At 44.1% G+C, this 19,576-nt stretch carries 11 protein-coding genes; 7 read left to right on the top strand and 4 right to left on the bottom strand.

What is annotated here, in order from left to right; translation table 11 throughout:
* Window positions 1-9: 9 nt before the first annotated feature.
* Window positions 10-741: a pyridoxine 5'-phosphate synthase gene (locus tag BLS28_RS21265; protein ID WP_091172124.1), complete on the top strand. Its 732-nt coding sequence runs from the start codon at window positions 10-12 to the stop codon at window positions 739-741.
* On the opposite strand, the gene BLS28_RS21270 is transcribed toward BLS28_RS21265, so the two are convergent.
* The 3 genes from BLS28_RS21270 to BLS28_RS21280 all read right to left on the bottom strand — a co-directional run bounded on the left by BLS28_RS21270 (window position 724) and on the right by BLS28_RS21280 (window position 10,391).
* Window positions 724-3,081 carry a T9SS type B sorting domain-containing protein gene (locus BLS28_RS21270; protein WP_091172125.1) on the bottom strand — a complete coding sequence of 786 codons (2,358 nt, stop codon included), beginning with the start codon at window positions 3,079-3,081 and terminating at the stop codon, window positions 724-726. The two genes, BLS28_RS21265 and BLS28_RS21270, sit on opposite strands and share 18 nt — an antisense overlap.
* A gap of 173 nt (window positions 3,082-3,254) precedes the next feature.
* Window positions 3,255-6,746, bottom strand: coding sequence for a T9SS type B sorting domain-containing protein (locus tag BLS28_RS21275; RefSeq protein WP_091172128.1), 3,492 nt, complete (start codon window positions 6,744-6,746; stop codon window positions 3,255-3,257).
* A gap of 117 nt (window positions 6,747-6,863) precedes the next feature.
* Window positions 6,864-10,391: a T9SS type B sorting domain-containing protein gene (locus BLS28_RS21280; RefSeq protein ID WP_091172130.1), complete on the bottom strand. Its 3,528-nt coding sequence runs from the start codon at window positions 10,389-10,391 to the stop codon at window positions 6,864-6,866.
* Window positions 10,392-10,518: 127 nt separating this feature from the next.
* Between BLS28_RS21280 and gcvP the strand changes: the two genes are divergently transcribed.
* The 3 genes from gcvP (at window position 10,519) to BLS28_RS21295 (ending at window position 14,442) form a co-directional block, all read left to right on the top strand.
* Window positions 10,519-13,410 carry an aminomethyl-transferring glycine dehydrogenase gene (gene gcvP / locus BLS28_RS21285; protein ID WP_091172132.1) on the top strand — a complete coding sequence of 964 codons (2,892 nt, stop codon included), beginning with the start codon at window positions 10,519-10,521 and terminating at the stop codon, window positions 13,408-13,410.
* A 60-nt stretch (window positions 13,411-13,470) separates the two neighbouring features.
* A complete protein-coding gene (locus BLS28_RS21290) occupies window positions 13,471-13,845 on the top strand; it encodes an antibiotic biosynthesis monooxygenase family protein (RefSeq protein WP_091172134.1) in 375 nt (124 codons plus the stop codon).
* Window positions 13,846-14,022: 177 nt separating this feature from the next.
* Window positions 14,023-14,442: a response regulator gene (locus BLS28_RS21295; RefSeq protein ID WP_091172136.1), complete on the top strand. Its 420-nt coding sequence runs from the start codon at window positions 14,023-14,025 to the stop codon at window positions 14,440-14,442.
* Here BLS28_RS21295 and BLS28_RS21300 read toward each other — a convergent pair.
* Window positions 14,439-15,212, bottom strand: a complete 774-nt coding sequence (locus tag BLS28_RS21300; protein WP_091172137.1) for an MBL fold metallo-hydrolase — start codon at window positions 15,210-15,212, stop codon at window positions 14,439-14,441. The two genes, BLS28_RS21295 and BLS28_RS21300, sit on opposite strands and share 4 nt — an antisense overlap.
* 83 nt (window positions 15,213-15,295) lie before the next feature.
* Here BLS28_RS21300 and recJ point away from each other — a divergent pair, with 83 nt between their 5' ends.
* From recJ to BLS28_RS21315, 3 genes are all read left to right on the top strand, one after another.
* Window positions 15,296-17,002 (top strand): single-stranded-DNA-specific exonuclease RecJ, encoded by a 1,707-nt coding sequence (gene recJ, locus BLS28_RS21305; RefSeq protein WP_091172139.1) that lies wholly within the window; start codon window positions 15,296-15,298, stop codon window positions 17,000-17,002.
* Window positions 17,003-17,112: 110 nt separating this feature from the next.
* Window positions 17,113-17,853 (top strand): LPS export ABC transporter ATP-binding protein, encoded by a 741-nt coding sequence (lptB, locus tag BLS28_RS21310; protein ID WP_091172299.1) that lies wholly within the window; start codon window positions 17,113-17,115, stop codon window positions 17,851-17,853.
* A 7-nt stretch (window positions 17,854-17,860) separates the two neighbouring features.
* Window positions 17,861-19,402: a GH3 auxin-responsive promoter family protein gene (locus BLS28_RS21315; RefSeq protein ID WP_091172141.1), complete on the top strand. Its 1,542-nt coding sequence runs from the start codon at window positions 17,861-17,863 to the stop codon at window positions 19,400-19,402.
* The last annotated feature ends 174 nt before the right edge of the window (window positions 19,403-19,576 follow it).

Here is a 19,576-nt window from a genome sequence, read left to right on the forward strand (position 1 = left end):
CTTTGAAGTATGACCCGTCTATCTGTCAACATCAACAAAATAGCCACCCTTCGTAATTCGCGGGGGGGCAATAATCCCGACCTGATCCAGGTTGCTAAAGACTGTGAACGTTTTGGCGCGCAGGGAATAACGGTGCACCCCCGGCCCGATGAGCGCCACATTCGTTATAACGATGTGTTTGAGCTTAAGAAAATTGTTACTACAGAATTTAATATTGAAGGCAATTGCCAGGAACAAAAATTTATCGACCTGGTGCTTGCCAATAAACCCGAGCAGGTTACCCTGGTACCTGATGTTTTAGGGCAGATCACCTCTAATCATGGCTGGGATACCATCACCAATTATCATTATTTAAAAGATATGATAGCGGTATTTAAAGAAGCCGGGATCCGTGTATCTATTTTTGTTGATCCAATACCTGCAATGGTTGAGGGCGCAGCCAAAACCGGTACCGACCGTGTAGAACTTTATACCGAAGGCTATGCTACTCATTTTCCGCAGGGGAAAGAACTTGCTATTGCTCCTTATATCGAGGCAGCAAAAGCGGCTCAGCAGGCTGGTCTGGGTCTTAACGCCGGTCACGATCTGGATTTACATAACCTGAAATATTTTGCAGAAAATATACCCGGCCTGCTTGAGGTAAGCATTGGGCACGCCCTGGTAAGCGATGCCTTGTATTATGGTTTGGAAAACACTATCCAAATGTACTTGAGGCAATTATCGCTAACGGATAATGCTTAAACTGCCCGATAATAAGCCACAGCCCGAGCTGAGGTTAATGATATAATAATAGCTGCCCGTAGGTAATGGTTTGCCATTATAGGTGCCGTTAAACGGGTGGCTGTATCCTATGGAGTTAAAAATATTTTTGCCATAACGGTTAAATATTTTTACGGTGGCCGATGGATAGTTTTCCATTCCTGCTATCTGCCAGTAATCATTGATACCATCATTATTGGGGGTAATTACATTGGCAATATTAAGGTTTGAAAGGCCTACACTTACATCAACCTTTGTGCGGGTGCTTTCACAAGCGTTGCTAAAACGGCTTATATAATAACTCCGGTTGGCGGTAACGTTTACTTTAAATTTGCCATTGGGTTCCTCATCAAGTGGAGTAGTACTGGTTTCACTATCATAAAGCCTGTAGGTTGACGTTGTTACCGGATTGCTAACAGGTATAACGGTTTCGCCAGGACCGCACAATTGAAAGCTGCTTATCACAGGCGGATCGATAACAAGCTCCTGGTTAAGCAGGGTAATGTGATAGGGCACAGCGCAACCGTCCGGATCGATGGTTAGTGTATATGTTCCGCCGGGAAGCCCGTCGATATCCAGTGTGTTGCGTATTACATCTCCGGCTTCATTTGTCCACCTTAATGGTGGTGTACCGCCGTTTGTATTGATAAGCTTTAAATTACTGATGCTGCCATTTGCTGCATCGCAGGAAGCATTCACTTTTTGAAGCCCTGAATCATCAATGCCGGGATTTGAACTGGTTAAGGTTATGGGGATAGATTTGGCAAAACAATTTCCGTTATAGCATTTGGCGTAATAGGTGCCAACGCCAACACTCTCCAGTTTAGGGCCACCGGATTGTACTAATTGATCCTGGTCATTATACCAGTCAACCCCGATAACGTTCTTTAAGTTTTGCAGGGTGATTGATCCGTTGTTTTTAAAACAAGTAGGATTAACCTTCACATAATCGGCGGCCGACGTCGAAATGACCGGTTGGGTAAATTCAGATGAGCTATTGTTAAGTGTAGCATTTGCCACCAGCTTTTTATTGTGAAAATCGCCAGTAAACTTCCAATTACCCGCTGCGTCTGCAACAACCGTAACCAGGTATTGTACCGGGTTACAAACAGAGCAATCTGTATTGTCATTATAAATGTAAATAGCAGCTCCCGGCGATGCCGTTCCTGAAAATTCGGCGGCACTGTTTACAACTATATTAATGTTGGGAATGGCTGTGCCACTTGATATCAGGTATGGTGTTGTATTGCAGGAAATACTGTTTTTGGCTATAGTAATATTGTTTGATTCGACCGCATAGAAAGCGCCGCCGTCATTACTAAAGATATTGATATCGTTATCATTATCATCGCCAATAAAAGCATTATTGCATTTAAATAAGTACATACCCGAATTACCCGGTATACTGCTTTGCTTATTACGCATAAAAGTGAAGCTGTTTACAGATATAAACTGAAATTGTGTAGAACAAAAATCATTGTCGGCTACCTGCGTATTGCTTCCCTGAAACCGTACAAGTATGGATGCCCCGTTTACGCGGTTGTCCTGCCCGTTCACATCAAGTGAAAGCGAGTTATTGATAAACTTATTATCAATTCCGTTCAGGGCTATCGCGGTAGCAAAATAGTTTCTTTCTTTTGAGGTAGGGCCACCCACTAATGAGTTATCGGCGGTTATATCAAGTGCATACCCTAATTCAACAACATTTGTTCCCGATTCATCATAACCAATAAAATTTGATTGGATATTGATATTATCATTATTCTTTGAGTCGGTTAGTGAGTTGGTGCCGCAATACACACCGTAGATGTTATCGCAAAAAACATTTCCTTTATCCGGTGCGCCTATGGTAATATTGGTACAATCGTAAGCGGATATAGCGGTGAAAAGCAGGTTGCCGTTAAAGTTTGTGAGTTTGCTGCTGTAACCTTTTATGCATAAGCCATATATTTCCACATTGGTAACTTCGGTCATCAACAGGGCTGCTGCTTTAGTACCCGGAAAAGTATAGCTAACATCGGGTATGATATAAACCCTGGCGTCACTCCTGCCGAGTTTGGGTGTTGGCTGTGTGCTGCCGTCGATAATTAAATTAGAGGTAACCTCGGGGAGCTGCGTAAAAAGTGTGATGGTCACGCTGCCCGGCAGGTTAAAATTAATAACATCCTGCTGAATTGTGCCATTGGCGGCTGCCTTAGTAAGGGCCTCGCGCAGTGTGCCCGTTCCTGCATCGGCATTACTCGTAACGGTAAATACCGAGGCCTCTGCATTTAAACAGGTCAGCAATAAAAATAGCATAAACAGAAACAACTTGTGTTTCATGGCTGCAACCTAATCTGAATGTTAGTTTATAAATTGATTTGGGCAATAAACTGGTTTGTTAGTATTGGTTGATATTGCCTGCCAGTAAGTTACGGTTTTTGTTTAATATCTTTTATAATATAATATACCCGCCGCAAAAGAAGCGGCAGGTTAGTCATGATGTTGTTAAAAAATTACCTGATCAAGGTAAGGTTGCCAGATAGCAGTTTACAAGGAGTATTGAGGTTAATGATGTAATAATACACCCCCGAAGGCAGCAGCCAGCCATTAAACTGCCCGGAAAATGGCGTGGCGTATTCTTTTGATTCGAATACCCTTTTTCCGTAACGGTTAAAGATCTGAACTAAAGTGCCGGGGAATTTTTCAAGGCCTTCTATCTTCCAGTAATCATTTATACCATCGCCGTTGGGGGTTATGGTATTGGAGAATTTTACGTCGACCAATACAACTTCAATATGTGTTTTGGTGCGCGGGCTTTCGCATGACCCTATGCTGTATGAGATATAATAATCACTGGTTTCGGTTATTAATACTTCAAAATTGCCGGTATTACTGGTTTGAAGCGGCGTTGTTGATGTAGCATCGGCATATAAATTATACATGCCTGTAGTTTTGTTTAAAACAGACAGGCCCACTTTTCCGGGCAGGCAGATCCTTTGGTCGTTTAATACAGGAGCATCGGGACTATACTCCTGATTATCCACGCTGCCGCTGTATGGTAGTGGTATTGCACAGGTGGTAGCATCAGTAACTATTAACGAGTAAGTGCCTTTACCCACGTTTATTAAATCTTTTTCGTTTCCTACGGTATTGCCGGTGGCGTCGGTCCAGATAAATTTATATGGAGGCACACCGCCGGAAACATCAATGCCCGTAATGCTGCCCAATAGCTGGTCGCACTCATCGGGCTTGGCTATCGGGGCATTATTCGCCGAAAATTGTAGCAAAGGGGTTGCCTGTATTACCCAGGTACCCAATACAGAAGCACATCCATTTTTATCGGTTACATGAAGCGTATATGAACCGGGGGGGGCATTAGGTATATCGGTGCCATAACTTACTGTTGTACCCGCTTCATTAATCCATTGATAAGAACTTGGCTTTATAGTTCCCTCAAAATCAATATGGAGGCTGCCATTGTTGAGCCCGCAGGTTGTGGGAACGTTAATAAGGTTCTTGATTGTAAATACTTCCGGAGCCAAACGGCCAACCGGAAAATATTTATCATTACTACAATGCGTAATAGAATTTATCGCACTTAGCCGGTATAAGCCATCAGCAAGATTAAAAATGTCGAGGTTTGCAGGATTGGTAGGGATGGGATTACCCTGCGGATCGTACCATTGTAGTTGATTGGCATTTTGATATCCAACACCGGTTATCGAACCATTATTTTCACCACATTTGGCAGGGGTAATAAAGCCATCGTAAATGATTACCGAATTTGTTTCTGAGATAAATAATGGTGAAGTGGCATAGGGGCTACATTCACTTTGATCCATCAGCACCAGGGTATACAAACCGCCTTTTACACCTACCAGGTCTTTCGAAGTACCGACGGTGTTGCCTGCAGCATCAAGCCATTTGTAGGTAAGCGTACCAATACCAACTTTGGTTGTAATATTTTTTATGCTGCCGTCGGCTATACCGCAACGGGCAGGGGTCACAACCATTGTAGATAAGTCATAATCGGGGCCCGGTTTGGCTTTTATAGGTGGCGTAAGGGTTGATGTTGCCGAACAGCCGGCCTCGTCCTGAATAGTTACAGTAAATGAGCCTTCGGGCAGGTAGGGGGCCTGGGTATTGGCCACTACGTTGCCGTTCTTGTCCTTCCATGTAAAAGTGAGATTGCCTGCACCGCCGGTAAAGTTTACGTTAAAAGGGAACAGTTTTTGGCGGCATTCCGGAACCGGAACAATTACGTTTTGGATCTTGATCCGAAGATCTTTTATTTCAAAAAGTTGTGTTACCTTCTGGCAGCCACCCGGGTATTGAACCGTGAGCTGATAGGTGCCAGGTAAAAGGCCCGAAACATTCTGACCATCTTTTATTGCTGTAAGGCTGCCGTTCTGCTCCTTTTTATCCCAGTGAAATAATAACCCGCTTCTGTCTTGCTTTATAGTGATGCTGCCGGGGGTACAGGTATAATGTTTAACAACTATATCATCATCACGTATTACCAACGATGAAAACGGAGAAGTGTTGTTACTACCATCGGTAGCAGTGGCTATTACTGCTTTGGCGATACTGCCTGAATATGTCCATTTGCCGCTTGCATCCGACTGAACAGTGGTAATGTAGGTTTTGCCCTGACATATAGTTCCGCAATCGTCTGAGAAGAAAAGTTCGATAGCCGAGTTTGGTGTAGCTACTCCCGATACCGCTGTACTGCCAAAATTGAGCACCTGCACAAAAGGAACGGTGTAATAATTACTCATGACGCTTATGCCATAATCTTTATTACAAAAAATGCTGTTCCGGGTTATGAGTGTATGCCTGCTGTTAAGGGATTCAATGCCATACTGATTATAACCAATGTAGTTTTTATTTGCTGCATTCGGCCCTCCAATGGTGCCCGACGAACTTTCGCCAACCCTGATGCCTTCGCCGTTTCCCAGATCGGCCGTGCCGGTTATATCAGTACCTATCTTATTACCTGTAATATTAAATGTAGCCTGCTCAATAGCGATCCCTGCAAAACGTTGCCCCGAAATAATATTGGCGCTGATATTCGCCGTAGTATTAGTAGCATTGATACTGATGCCATAAGCCTTCATAAACGCGTTCTGCTGAAATATCGGGATGTTTTTAAAATCCTTTTTGCCGGTATAATCAGTGCCTATTTTGTTATTTTGAATATTGATAGTCCCTGGCATCACAGTAAAATTGGACGTGTTGCCGATACCGATGTTTACAGCGTTGGCCGATATGATGTTGCCCATATTGGCATTTGCACCACCTATGTTAACAGTTTTGCTGATAAAAAGGTTCAATCCGTCAAAATTGCTGGCGGCTGTATAGCCGTCGTCAAGTAAGCCGATTATATTGCTTTGAATGCTTGCATCGGCAAGGCCGTTAACGTTATAGTAGTTTGAATAATTAACAATACCATTAAGGTTTCCGCATATAACGTTGCCTTTGCCCGGCGCGCCTATTATGATATTTGAGGCATCACCTAAAATATAAATACCCGAACCCTGGTTAAAATCGGGATTGGAGAAATTGGTGATTTTGGCAAAGTTGCGGATATACAGGCCGTAGATCTCAATGCTTTTTGCTACCGCCCCTCCCGAGTTTGGATCGCCGTTAATAAAAAGACCGCTGAAATTTACAGGCGTTGTTTCAGGCTCAATGATAACCCGTGCATCAGATACGCCAAAAGCTATGCCAGCTTGACTTGTGCCATCAATAACAACGTTAGATGTAATGGCAGGCAACTGGCTTCTTAGCCTGATGGTTCTATCAGATACGAGTGTTCCCGGTAATTTAAACTGGATGATGTCCTGTGTTGCGGTACCGTTAGCTGCTGCATTTGTTAAGGCTTCGCGAAGTGTTCCGGGACCGGCATCTATATTGCTGGTTACTATAAATGTAGCACCGAGGGCCACATTGCAACACAAGATCGATATGAGTAGTACTAAGAGTGATAATTTTTTGATAAACATTGATTTAGGTAATCAGCTGCAAAATACACTTTTTTGCTGTAAGTACACTGTGAATATTATATTGATCAGATGGTTATTATACAATAAATAACATCAAAATGGTGAAATGCTGTATAGTTACCTGATGATTGACAAACTGCCTGAGAGCAAATTGCAGCTTTTACCGAGATTTAAAATATAATAGTACACTCCCGAAGGAAGTTTGGTGCCATTATAAGTTCCGTCAAATGGTACGCTATACCCTTTTGATTCAAATACTTTTTGCCCGTACCTGGTAAATATCTGGACTATTGCCTGCGGATAATTTTGAGCATTGTTTATTTTCCAGTAGTCATTTTTGCCGTCGCCATTAGGTGTGAACGCGTTTGGGATATCAATAGCAGATAAGCTGATGGTTATTTGCGCCTGGGTTCGTTCACTTTCGCACTGGCCGCTAACCTTGCTTATATAATAAGTGCTATTGGGGTTTGCTTTGATTTTGAAGATGCCATTGGTTTGTTCATCCTGGTATTGAGTGCTTGTTTGCGAATCATAAAGACGATAGGTATTCCCGGCAGATGGAGAACTGACGGATAGCAAAGCTTCGCCCGGAGCGCATAATTGCAAGGGGGCAATTATCGGCGCATCAATGCTGCTGTTTTCATTTAAAACAGTATAAATGCGACTTGCCATAACGCCGCAACCGCTGGCGTCCTGAACCTGTAAGGTATAAGCTCCTGCCCCGATGCCACTAAGATCTTGTGATGTTTTTATATGATCTCCGGCTTCATTAAGCCATAGATAGGTGTAAGGCTGTGTGCCTCCGGTAATTTGAATGTTTTTTATACTGGCGGTGTTTAACCCGCATTGGTCGTTTGTTTGGCTTTCGGAGTTGGGTACTATTTGCAAAGGAGCAATTTCGTTAACCGTAAAATCATGCGGGTACAGCGTTTCGCAACCGTTGGCATCAGTAAAGTAAACCTTATATGTGCCGGGTTTAAGGCCGTGCGGGTTTGCATCTGTGCCTACGGGCTGGTCGTTAGCATCCACCCATCGCATAGTTTTAACAGGGTTATCCGTTATTATGGTGATTGTGCCGTTGTTTTGACCTGCGCAGCTATTGATGATATTAGCATTATAGTTTGGATAAACAGTAGGAGGAGTGGCATCAATAGTGTAAATCCCGCTTATTTTGCTGCATCCAAAATCATTGCTTACAGTAAGCCGGTAACTGCCGGCAGCGGCGCTTGGTAAATTGATAGTTGAGCCTGCCGTACTGTTATCGGCCAAATTAACCCACTGATAATGTGTTGCCCCCGGAGCTGTTATCCCTTTGATAAAGCCGTTATTTTGATTGCAGGTTGCCTGCCCTTTTGTAACGTTGTTTTCATCAAGCGTTATGACGTTAATTTCAGGTATCTCGATCTCTGAAGAATATACAGGGCCGCATTGGCTGTCGTCTGTAACTTTTAATGTGTACATACCTGCCGGCTGCCCGGTAAGGTCATTAGTGGTGGCAACTTCCTGGTGTTGTGAGTTTAGCCAGCTGTATTTTATATTGCCGGTACCTGTGACAATAATGTTTTTTATGGAACCTGTAGATTGGCCGCAGGAGGTTGATTGTTTATTGGGATGTAATTGATCAATTGTTGGGCCGGTTGTGTTTTTTAAAACGACAGGCCCATAAGTTTTTACACAGCCCCGCGGCCCGGTAATGCGCAGCGTATAGCTACCTTCGGCAAGGTTGTACAGATCTTGTTGATTGGATATCACCTCGTTTTTACCATTAAACCATTCGGTTTTATCCGCAAATGAAGTGTACAAGTTGGTAATCGCCCCTCCGTTGCCGCAGGATGGCTGAATCACTTTTTTCTCGAAATCGAAAAATTTCGGTGTATGATCTTCAACAAGAAAATAGGGCGAATATTTAACGCAACCAAATTGCTCGGCCCGTAAGCGGTATTTCCCGGCCGGTACGTTTTCTAAATCTATTTTGGTGCCAACCACATCGCCGTTTTCATTTAACCATTCCAGTTTTTTAGCGTTGGTTACCACTAACGCGTTTTTGATAGAGCCGCCCATATCACATTCCTGGTGGGTGATCACTACAGTATTTGAAAAAAGGATCCGCGTATCAGTAAATTCCGACGATATATTGTTCAACGTAGCCCCGGCCATAACGCCGTAACCTGGCAGTAAACTTCCGTTGTAGGTCCATTTACCGGCGGCATCGGCATAAGTTGTTGCTACATAGGTTTTAGGTTGGCATTGATCACATTCTTTATCGGTATAAAATAATTCCACCCGGGCATTTGGTTTGGTGATGCCATTTACATTTGTTGCAGATAATTGATCAACAGAGACGCTAATGGGCTTCTTTTCAAGTACGGTTTGTATGGTGTAGGCCGGATTGTTATTGCAGTAAAATGAGTTGTGCGACAGCTCAACATGGTTTAGATAATTAAAATCGGGGCCGGATACGGCGGTGTTTACCACCGCTTCTTCATAATCTATAGCGCGCTGATCCTGAACACAGTTGGTAAATACATTGCCTTTGCTGTTATCTGGCCCTCCCACTAAAATATTCCCTTCGGTATAGTAAAACGTTATGGCCTCGCCGCCAACCGGAATTTTATTTTTTTGATCGGTTGAAGTGCCAAAAAAATTATGCTGGATATTAAGATTGAGGTTGGTTAATCCGGATACGAATAGTGTGTACCCGAAAACGTTATCTAAGACCTCACCAGTTGATTTTTTGGAGTAGTGTAACAATGGCTCAACACCCATTACAAAGGCCTGGTCGTTTCTATCGATATCGATATAAGGATCATTGGTTCGTTGCTGTTGGGAATTGGCCGAAAAAATGTTGTTTTTGATCTTGAAATTAAAATCCTGTTCCAGGTCCTGATGTGCCGCGGCGGGCACTAAACTTACCAAATCGAAAATAGTATTGCCTTCATTTTTGTTGTCACCACCTATAATTACATTGAAAGTAAACGGCAAGCCTATTATGGATTGTTTATAGGCGCCTATCTTAATACCGTCTTCACCAATACCAATCAGGTTGTTTTTCATTTCAAATGTTTGGACCCGGCAGGTAGGCAGGTTTAATGAGTTGTCTTCGCCCATGCCTTCAACGGCCCAGCCAACATTGTATATATCATTACCTTTTCCGGGCGCGCCGATAATTACATGCCCTATTTTCCCTTGCAGTGATACAAAGATACCCCCATATCCTCCCTGCGGACCGTCGGCAACGAAAAAGTTTTTAGCAACAATGCCATAAAGCTCAAATGTGTTCACGGTACCAACAATAAAGCAAAACCGAATCCTCGCCTGTTCATTAAAACCGTTAATAACAACTTTTGCGCCGTTTATGGATAAAGGGGGGCCAGGCTGCGTCGAGCCGTCGATCACAATATCTGAAGTAATCTCGGGCAGATCTGTTTTAATAGAAATGGTTCTGTCGGCAACGGTCAGGTTGGGTAAATTAAAATAAATGTAATCTTTTTCCGCACTGCCATTAGCCGCGGCTAAGGTTAATGCTTCGCGCAAGGTACCCGGCCCCGAATCGGCATTGCTGGTTACCGTAAAAACAGCTGAAAAGCTTTTAAAGCTGATGAAAAGAAAAATAGTGATAAAGAGTAAAACTCGCCTGCCCGTCATGTTTAGGTATTCAAGAGCCAAATTACATTTTTTTCCTGTAAATGCATTGTCAATATCATATTAGCTAATTGTTACTCATGTTGCAAAATCGTACCTTTGCGGTAAATTTAAGAGGGACGATTAATTCATGAAGTTGAATACAACCTATCAGGAGCAGTTTCAGTCGAGGCACATTGCTCCAAGCGCGGCCGACACGGCCAAAATGTTAAAAACCATCGGTGTAAGTACGCTTGATGAATTAATAGAGCAAACCATACCGCAAAAGATCAGGCTTGCCAAACCGCTTAACCTGCCCGCGGCAAAAAGCGAGTTCGATTACCTGAACACCTTAAAGCAAACGGCTTCAAAAAACAAAGTTTTCAAGTCATTCATCGGCAAAGGTTACTATGATGTAATTGTACCGGGCGTTATTCAGCGCAATATTCTTGAAAACCCCGGATGGTACACGCAGTACACCCCATACCAGGCCGAAATTGCACAAGGCCGCCTGCAGGCTTTGCTAAATTTCCAAACCATGGTTATTGACCTTACCGGTATGGAAATTGCCAATGCTTCTTTGCTTGATGAAGGTACTGCCGCTGCCGAGGCTATGTTTATGCAATATACCTTGCGTAAAAATAACAACGCCAACGTTTTCTTCGTTTCTGAAGAAGTGTTCCCGCAAACTATTGATATCTTAAAAACCCGTTCAGAGCCTTATGGCATTGAGCTGAGAATAGGCGACCACCGTACCGTTGAGTTAACCGACGATATGTTTGGCGCTATTGTACAATATCCTGCCGGCAATGGCGCGGTTTATAACTACGCCGATTTTGCTGCAAAAGGTCATGAAAAAGGTATTAAGCTTACCGTTGTTGCCGATATCATGAGCCTTGCGCTATTAACCCCTCCGGGCGAATGGGGTGCCGATATCGTTGTTGGTTCGTCGCAACGTTTTGGTGTACCGATGGGCTTTGGCGGCCCTCATGCCGCTTTCTTCGCTACTAAAGAAGAGTATAAACGTTCTATCCCGGGCCGCATCATCGGTGTTACTATCGACAGCGCCAATAATTATGCCCTGCGCATGGCCCTGCAAACCCGCGAGCAGCACATTCGCCGCGATAAAGCTACCTCAAATATCTGCACCGCACAGGCACTGTTAGCTATTATGGCTGGTATGTACGCCGTATATCATGGTCCGGATGGGATTAAAGCGATTGCCGAAAGGATCCACGGTTTAGCCGTATTAACAGCTAAAACTTTAGGACAGCTTGGTTATGAGCAGCTTAACGAAGCGTACTTTGATACTGTCAAGTTTGATGTAGCACATCTTGCAGGCCCTATTCATTCTGAAGCGTTGAATAACGAAATGAACCTAAACTATGAAGGTTCAATAGTTACTATCTCTATCGATGAAACAACTTCGGTTGAGGATATCAAAACCATAGTAAGGTTCTTTGCCAAAGTTAAAGGTAAAACATTTAACGATGTTGATTTCGATGGCGTTAATGCAAGCCTTGAAACGGTTATTCCTACAGAACTTCAGCGTACCTCTGCATATTTAACGCACAGCCTGTTCAATACCCACCGGTCTGAACATGAAATGCTGCGTTATATCAAATCACTGGAAGCGAAAGATCTTTCGCTTTGCCACTCTATGATAGCTTTAGGCTCTTGTACCATGAAACTGAACGCTACCACCGAAATGGTACCTGTTACCTGGGCCGAGTTCAGTAAAATCCATCCATTTGCCCCAACCGACCAGGTTGGCGGTTATATGCAGCTGTTTGATGAGATCAACAATTGGCTAAGCGAAATCACCGGTTTTGCAGCCATGAGCCTGCAACCAAATGCCGGTGCGCAAGGCGAATATGCCGGTTTAATGGTAATCCGCGCTTATCACAATGACAGGGGCGATAGCCACCGTAATATTGCTCTGATCCCTTCATCGGCACACGGTACCAACCCTGCATCTGCAGCTATGGCCGGCATGAAGATAGTGGTGGTTAAGTGCGATGATAACGGAAACATTGATGTTGCCGACATGCGCGCCAAAGCTGAGCAATACAAAAACGAGCTTTCATGCCTGATGGTTACTTACCCATCAACTCACGGCGTATTTGAAGAAAGCATCATTGAAATTTGCGAAATTATTCATGAAAACGGCGGCCAGGTTTATATGGACGGTGCTAACATGAACGCGCAGGTAGGTTTAACCAGTCCGGCCAATATCGGTGCCGACGTTTGTCACCTTAACCTGCATAAAACATTCTGTATCCCTCACGGTGGCGGTGGCCCAGGCATGGGCCCAATTGGTGTTGCTAAACATTTGGTTCCTTACTTGCCTGGTCATGCTGTAGTTGATATCGACAGGGGGAAATCAATCCATGCAGTATCTGCAGCGCCATGGGGCTCTGCATCTATACTCATCATATCACATGCTTACATTGCCATGATGGGTGCCGAAGGCTTGACTAACGCTACCCGTTATGCTATCCTGAATGCCAACTACATTAAAGCCAGGTTACAGGAGCATTACCCTGTACTATATGCTGGTGCTAATGGCCGTTGTGCGCATGAAATGATCCTGGATTGCCGCTCATTTAAATCGGCAGGTATTGAGGTTACGGATATTGCCAAACGTTTAATGGATTATGGTTTCCATGCGCCAACTGTTTCGTTCCCGGTTGCGGGTACGGTAATGGTTGAGCCAACCGAATCAGAGCCTAAGCATGAGCTCGACCGTTTTTGCGATGCCATGATCTCCATCCGCCATGAAATTGCCGATGTGGTTGATGGTTTATCTGATAAAACAAACAATCCGTTAAAAAATGCACCTCATACCGTAGCTGTAATTACCGGCAACGAGTGGGAGCATCCTTATACCCGTCAAAAAGCAGCATTCCCGCTGCCTTACGTGGCTGCCAACAAATTCTGGCCTTCGGTGGGCAGGGTTAATGACACTTATGGCGACAGAACGCTGATCTGCTCATGCCCTCCGCTGGAAGAGTATGAGTTTGAAGAAAGCGTGATTGAATAGATTTTAAATCAACCCTCCCCTAAACAAGGAGGGTTTTTATTTTTCGCAGAAATATATATTATGAGTTCAGCTAATCCCGAAGGTAATTCAAAAGTCTCCCCCTTTAGGGGAGATTTAGAGGGCCTTATCGCCCAAACACCACAGCCCCCTTATTATGCGGTAATATTCACATCGGTACGTACCGGTGTAGAGGAAGGCTATGGCGATATGGCTAATGAAATGGTTGAACTGGCGCGGCAGCAGGAAGGTTTTCTGGGCGTTGAATCGGCGCGTAACAATGTTGGAATTACGGTGTCTTATTGGCAGTCGGTTGAAGCTATTAAGAATTGGAAAGCTAATGCCCGGCACCTGTTTGCCCAGCAGCAGGGGCGCGATAAATGGTACCTGAATTATAAAGTACGCATTTGCCGGGTGGAGCATGACTACGCCTTTTAAATTCAATGGCTAATTTCTGTCCTGTATTTTTTTGAACTTTATTTAAGTGGCCAGATCAAATGAAATATTCACGCTGCGGAGCCGTTTAAATGTATTGTTTTTTATAATTTACAACTATAAGGAATATAACTTTTTGAATCGTGGTCTCGTATAAAACAACGCGCTTAAATTTTAGATATGAATATTAACAATAAAGCCATAAGTGTATTACTGGTTGATGATGATGAGATAAATAACTTTATCTCCATAAAACTGATAAAGAAAGCTTTACTTAATACAGAAATTATGGCCTGTCTGAACGGAAAATATGCGATTGAGCAACTTTCTGATATCCAGAGAAAAGACCCTAATAAACTGCCCGATTATATTTTGCTTGATATTAATATGCCCATTATGAATGGCTGGGAATTTTTGGATGAGTATAAGCGCCTCAACCTCGATCCCCTGGGCAAAAGCAAGATCTATATTATTTCATCATCCGTTTTTAGCAACGATATTAACAAAGCGCGTTCATATCCGTTGGTTAAAGATTTTATCTCCAAGCCGCTCAACGTTGAAAAGATAAAAGAACTTTTTGAGGTAGCTGCCGAAAATTAAACCGGTTTAACCTTAAAATGGTCTCCTTCTGTTTCAACGGTTCCGATAGTGAACGATTTAGCATGGTAAAACAGGCATTTCCATCCTTCGGCGGCAGCCTTTTTACCATATTCTTCGCGCAGCATCATAGCCTTGCGGCCGTCCATATCGTATTTGGCTATGAATTTCCTCAACAGTTGCTCTGGTTCGGGAAGCTCATCACCGCCAAAAAATACTTTTTCGCCTTCTATATCAAACCAAAATACCTGATGCGCCGGGCAATGACCACCCGAATGTTCATACCTGATGCCCGGTTTAAACTCACCGCTGCCTTCAACTAAAGTTATCTTAGCTCCTTCGGCCTGTAACGCTTCAAATATTTCAACATGGTACGATGAGCCTTTGCCGCTGATCCCAAACTCCCATTCCTGTTTATTGATCACGTGCTCGGCCTGCGGAAAGCTGGGTACTAATTTACCATTCCGTTCAACTACCAAACCGCCTGAGTGGTCATAATGCAGGTGAGACATCATCACCAGGGTTACATCATCCGGATCGAAACCCGCATTACGGATGTTTTGGTGCAGCATGAGCTCGTCGCGGGTATCTTTAAAGCCAAGGCCGGTATCCAATACAATCAGATCGGTTTTTGTTTTGATGAGGAAGGGGTTAACGTGAATGAACAACGAAGCCGGGCGGTCTTTGGGGTTATCAGTTTCCGGGTTAAACGGGATAAATTTCTTGGTTGCATCAACCGAATATGAGCCCTCACCTAAAGCAAAAAATTCCATAGTAAACGTAGTATCAGATTTTGAATGTACCTTTGGCTCTTTAACAGAGCATAAGTATATTTACTGTTTCAAGCTGCAAAGATATGAATAAACGTTGGGCGCTAAAGGATAATACAAACCATGATGATGTAATAAAATTAGCCGCCCAACTCAATATCGATACCGTATTAAGCGCTATGCTTGTGCAGCGTGGTATTACCACCTTTGAAGATGCCCGCTATTTTTTCAGGCCCGATCACCGGCACCTGCACGATCCATTCCTGATGAAGGATATGGAAAAGGCCATCCTCCGTATTGAGCAAGCCATGGCAGCAGGCGAAAAGATCATGATCTACGGTGATTACGATGTGGATGGCACCACAGCTGTAGCGCTAACCTACAGTTTTTTCAAAAAGCTGTATACCAATATTGAATATTATATCCCCGACCGCTACAAAGAAGGTTATGGGATCTCTACCCAGGGAATTGACTACGCTGCCGAGCATGGTATTACGTTAATCATAGCGCTCGACTGCGGCATTAAATCAGTTGATAAAATTGACTATGCCAATGAAAAAGGCATTGATTTTATCATCTGTGATCACCATTTGCCAGGCACATCTATTCCGGCAGCGGTAGCGGTGCTTGATCCCAAACGCGAAGATTGTGAATATCCATATAAAGAATTATCCGGCTGCGGCATTGGCTTCAAGCTGATCCAGGCCTATGCCGAAAAAAATAATATCCCAATTGAAGAAGTAAACTGCTATCTCGACCTGGTGGTGATCAGCATCTCCTGTGATATTGTTCATATCACCGGAGAGAATAGGGTGCTGGCTCATTTCGGCCTGCAAAAAATAAATACTGACCCATGTATAGGCGTTAAAGCCTTGATGGAGATAGCGGGCAAGACAGGGACATATACTATATCAGATGTAGTATTTTCGCTGGGCCCGCGGATTAATGCGGCGGGCAGGATAGATGACGCCAAACATGCCGTTGAATTACTGATAGCAACGGATAAAGAGGTTGCCAAAGAAAAAAGCGCCATGATCAATGTGCGCAATACCGAACGCAAGGGGCATGATCTTACCATTACCGACGAAGCGCTTGGCATGATAGAAAATGACGAGGTGTTGATTGCCCGTAAATCGACGGTGGTTTTTAATGAAGATTGGCATAAAGGGGTAATAGGTATTGTGGCGTCGCGACTTACTGAAAAATACTACCGACCAACCATTGTGCTTACCCGTTCAAATGGGCATGTAGCCGGGTCGGCACGTTCGGTTTTAGGATATGATCTGTACGAAGCGCTTTGTGGCTGCAAAGATCTGCTGATCCAGTTTGGAGGGCATAAGTATGCGGCCGGCCTTACCATGGCCCCCGAAAACCTTGAAGCTTTTATTGAAAGGTTTGAGGAGGTGGTAAGCTCTACCATAAAACCCGAACAATTGATCCAGCAAATACAAATTGACGCCGAATTACGTTTAAGCCAGATAGAACCAAAATTTTTCAGGATCCTGAGCCAATTTGCTCCTTTCGGGCCCGAAAATATGGCGCCGGTTTTCATAAGTAAAAATGTGTATGTTAGTGGTAACGCCGGTTTGGTTGGCGGCTCGCACATTAAAATGAGCGTAATGCAGGAAGGATCGGCAGTATTTGATTGCATAGCCTTTAACCACGGCCAGTACCTGGAACAATTAAGGCCGGGTGTTCCGTTCGAAATGTGCTATTCGATAGAAGAAAATGTTTGGCGCGAAAGAAGAACGATACAGTTGAATGTGAAGGGGATAAGGTTTAACCCCCTCTAAATCTCCCCCAAAGGGGGAGACTTTTAAATTAAAGCCCTCTCCTTAGGAGAGGGTTGGGTGAGGTAATCAGGGTAATCCATGAATCCCGGAAATCATGGTTCAGACAAAAAATGATACTAAGAGCAGATAATTTAGTTAAGAAATACAAGCAGCGTACCGTTGTTAACGACGTGTCTTTTGATGTGGCACAAGGTGAAATTGTTGGCTTACTTGGGCCTAATGGCGCAGGTAAAACCACATCATTTTATATGATAGTAGGTTTGATAAAACCTAATGAAGGTACTATTCACCTGGATAATCAGGACATAACGCAAGATCCGATGTACCGCCGTGCCCAAAAAGGGATAGGCTACCTGGCGCAGGAAGCCTCGGTATTCAGGAAGCTTTCGGTTGAGGATAATATTAAGGCGGTGCTTGAAATGGGCGATATGTCTAAAGAAAAGCAAAAAGATAAGCTGGAAGAGCTGATCGATGAGTTTAGCTTGCACAAAGTGCGTAAAAACCGGGGCGACCTGTTATCGGGCGGTGAGCGCCGTCGCACAGAAATTGCCCGCGCGCTTGCTGCCGAGCCAAACTTTATCCTGTTGGATGAGCCTTTTGCAGGGGTTGACCCGATTGCGGTAGAGGAGATCCAGGCGATGGTGGCCAAACTGCGTACCCGCAACATCGGTATATTAATAACCGACCACAACGTGCAGGAAACGCTATCGATCACCGACCGCGCATACCTGCTTTTTGAAGGTAAAATATTAGAATCAGGCGTGCCCGAGGTATTGGCTGAGAATGAAATGGTGAGGAAAGTGTATCTTGGGGCAAACTTTGTGCTTAAAAGAAAGGTTTTTCCTCAATAATAACCCTATGACCCTCTTTAACTCCGTATTTACCTGGTTCATGAAAAAGCGTATCCACCAGATAGAGCTTTTTATGAAGTACCCTAATGAAGTGCAGGAAGAATGGTTTGAGCAACTTGTATCGGTTGCTGAAAACACGGAGTGGGGCAAAAAACACCATTATAAAAGTATCGAAAATCTGGGCCAGTTTAAGGAGCGCGTCCTCATACAAAATTACGATACGTTAAAGCCTTACATTGAGCGGATGCTTAAAGGCGAAAAAAATGTGCTGTGGCCTTCAGAGATCCGCTGGTTTGCGAAATCATCGGGTACTACCAGCGACAGGAGCAAATTTATCCCGGTAAGTGAAGAAGCGTTGGAAGAATGCCACTTTAAAGGTGGCAAGGACCTGCTCACCATTTATTTCAATAATCAGCCTAACGCCCGTATGTTTACGGGGAAAATCCTGACGCTCGGGGGCAGTCACCAGATCAGTCAGCTAAGTCCGGATACTTCCTTTGGAGATCTTTCGGCGGTGATCATGAAAAACCTGCCCATGTGGGCCGAGTTTCACCGTACACCGCATTTAGACATTGCCCTGCTCGAAAATTTTGAGGAAAAGATTGAGAAGATAGCCCATGCTACTAAGGATGTTAATGTTACCAGTATCAGCGGCGTACCCACCTGGAACCTGGTGTTGTTTAAACGCATCCTGGAGATCACCGGCAAAAATAACCTGCTTGAAATTTGGCCCAACCTGGAAATGTATTTCCATGGCGCGGTGAATTTTACACCTTACCGCGAGCAGTTTAAAAAGCTTATCCCTCATGAGGATATGTATTACCTCGAAAATTATAACGCTTCCGAAGGCTTCTTTGGCATACAAGATACCAAAGAGCCCGGCGATATGCTGCTGATGCTTGATTACGGTGTTTTTTACGAGTTTTTACCCATCGAAAACCTTCACGATGAAAACCCTGAAACACTTACTCTTGATGAGGTGGAACTAAACAAAAACTACGCGCTCATCATATCAACCAATGCGGGCCTGTGGCGCTACATGATAGGGGATACCATTAAGTTTTCGTCGCTTTCGCCATTCAGGATCCAGATCACGGGTCGTACCAAACATTTTATCAATGCCTTTGGCGAGGAGGTAATCATTGACAATGCCGAACGTGCATTGGACGAAGCCTGCTCGCAAACAGGCGCCATTATCAGGGAATACACCGCAGCTCCCGTATATTTTAACGGCAATGAATGCGGTGCCCATGAGTGGATTATTGAATTTGAAAAGAAACCGGCCGAGTTTGAGCGTTTTGTTGACCTGTTGGATGAAACCCTGCGCCGCATCAACTCCGACTATGACGCCAAACGTTTTAAAGACCTTGCCCTTCGCCGCCCGATAGTTCGTCGCGCACCTGATGGTACTTTCTTTAACTGGATGAGGGAAAAAGGAAAATTAGGCGGCCAGCATAAGGTACCACGCCTGGCTAATGACCGGGAATATGTTGATGCTATTTTGAAAACGATGGAAGGGGCTTTTCAGAATCAGGACTTTAAGAATTAAGAAGCAAAAAGAAAAAGGTTAACGCAGGCCGGAGGCCTGGGAATAGTTACCACTCGGCTGGAGCCGAGCGGTGGCGGGAAAATAGAAATAAAATAAATAAACAAACACGCTGACGCTCGGCTCCAGCCGAGTGTCGACTATCAAGCGGCCTCCCGGCCGCCGTAGCGCAAATAA

Origin of the sequence: Mucilaginibacter gossypii, assembly GCF_900100945.1 — a bacterium.
In the GTDB taxonomy this organism is placed as follows: Bacteria; Bacteroidota; Bacteroidia; order Sphingobacteriales; family Sphingobacteriaceae; genus Mucilaginibacter; species Mucilaginibacter gossypii.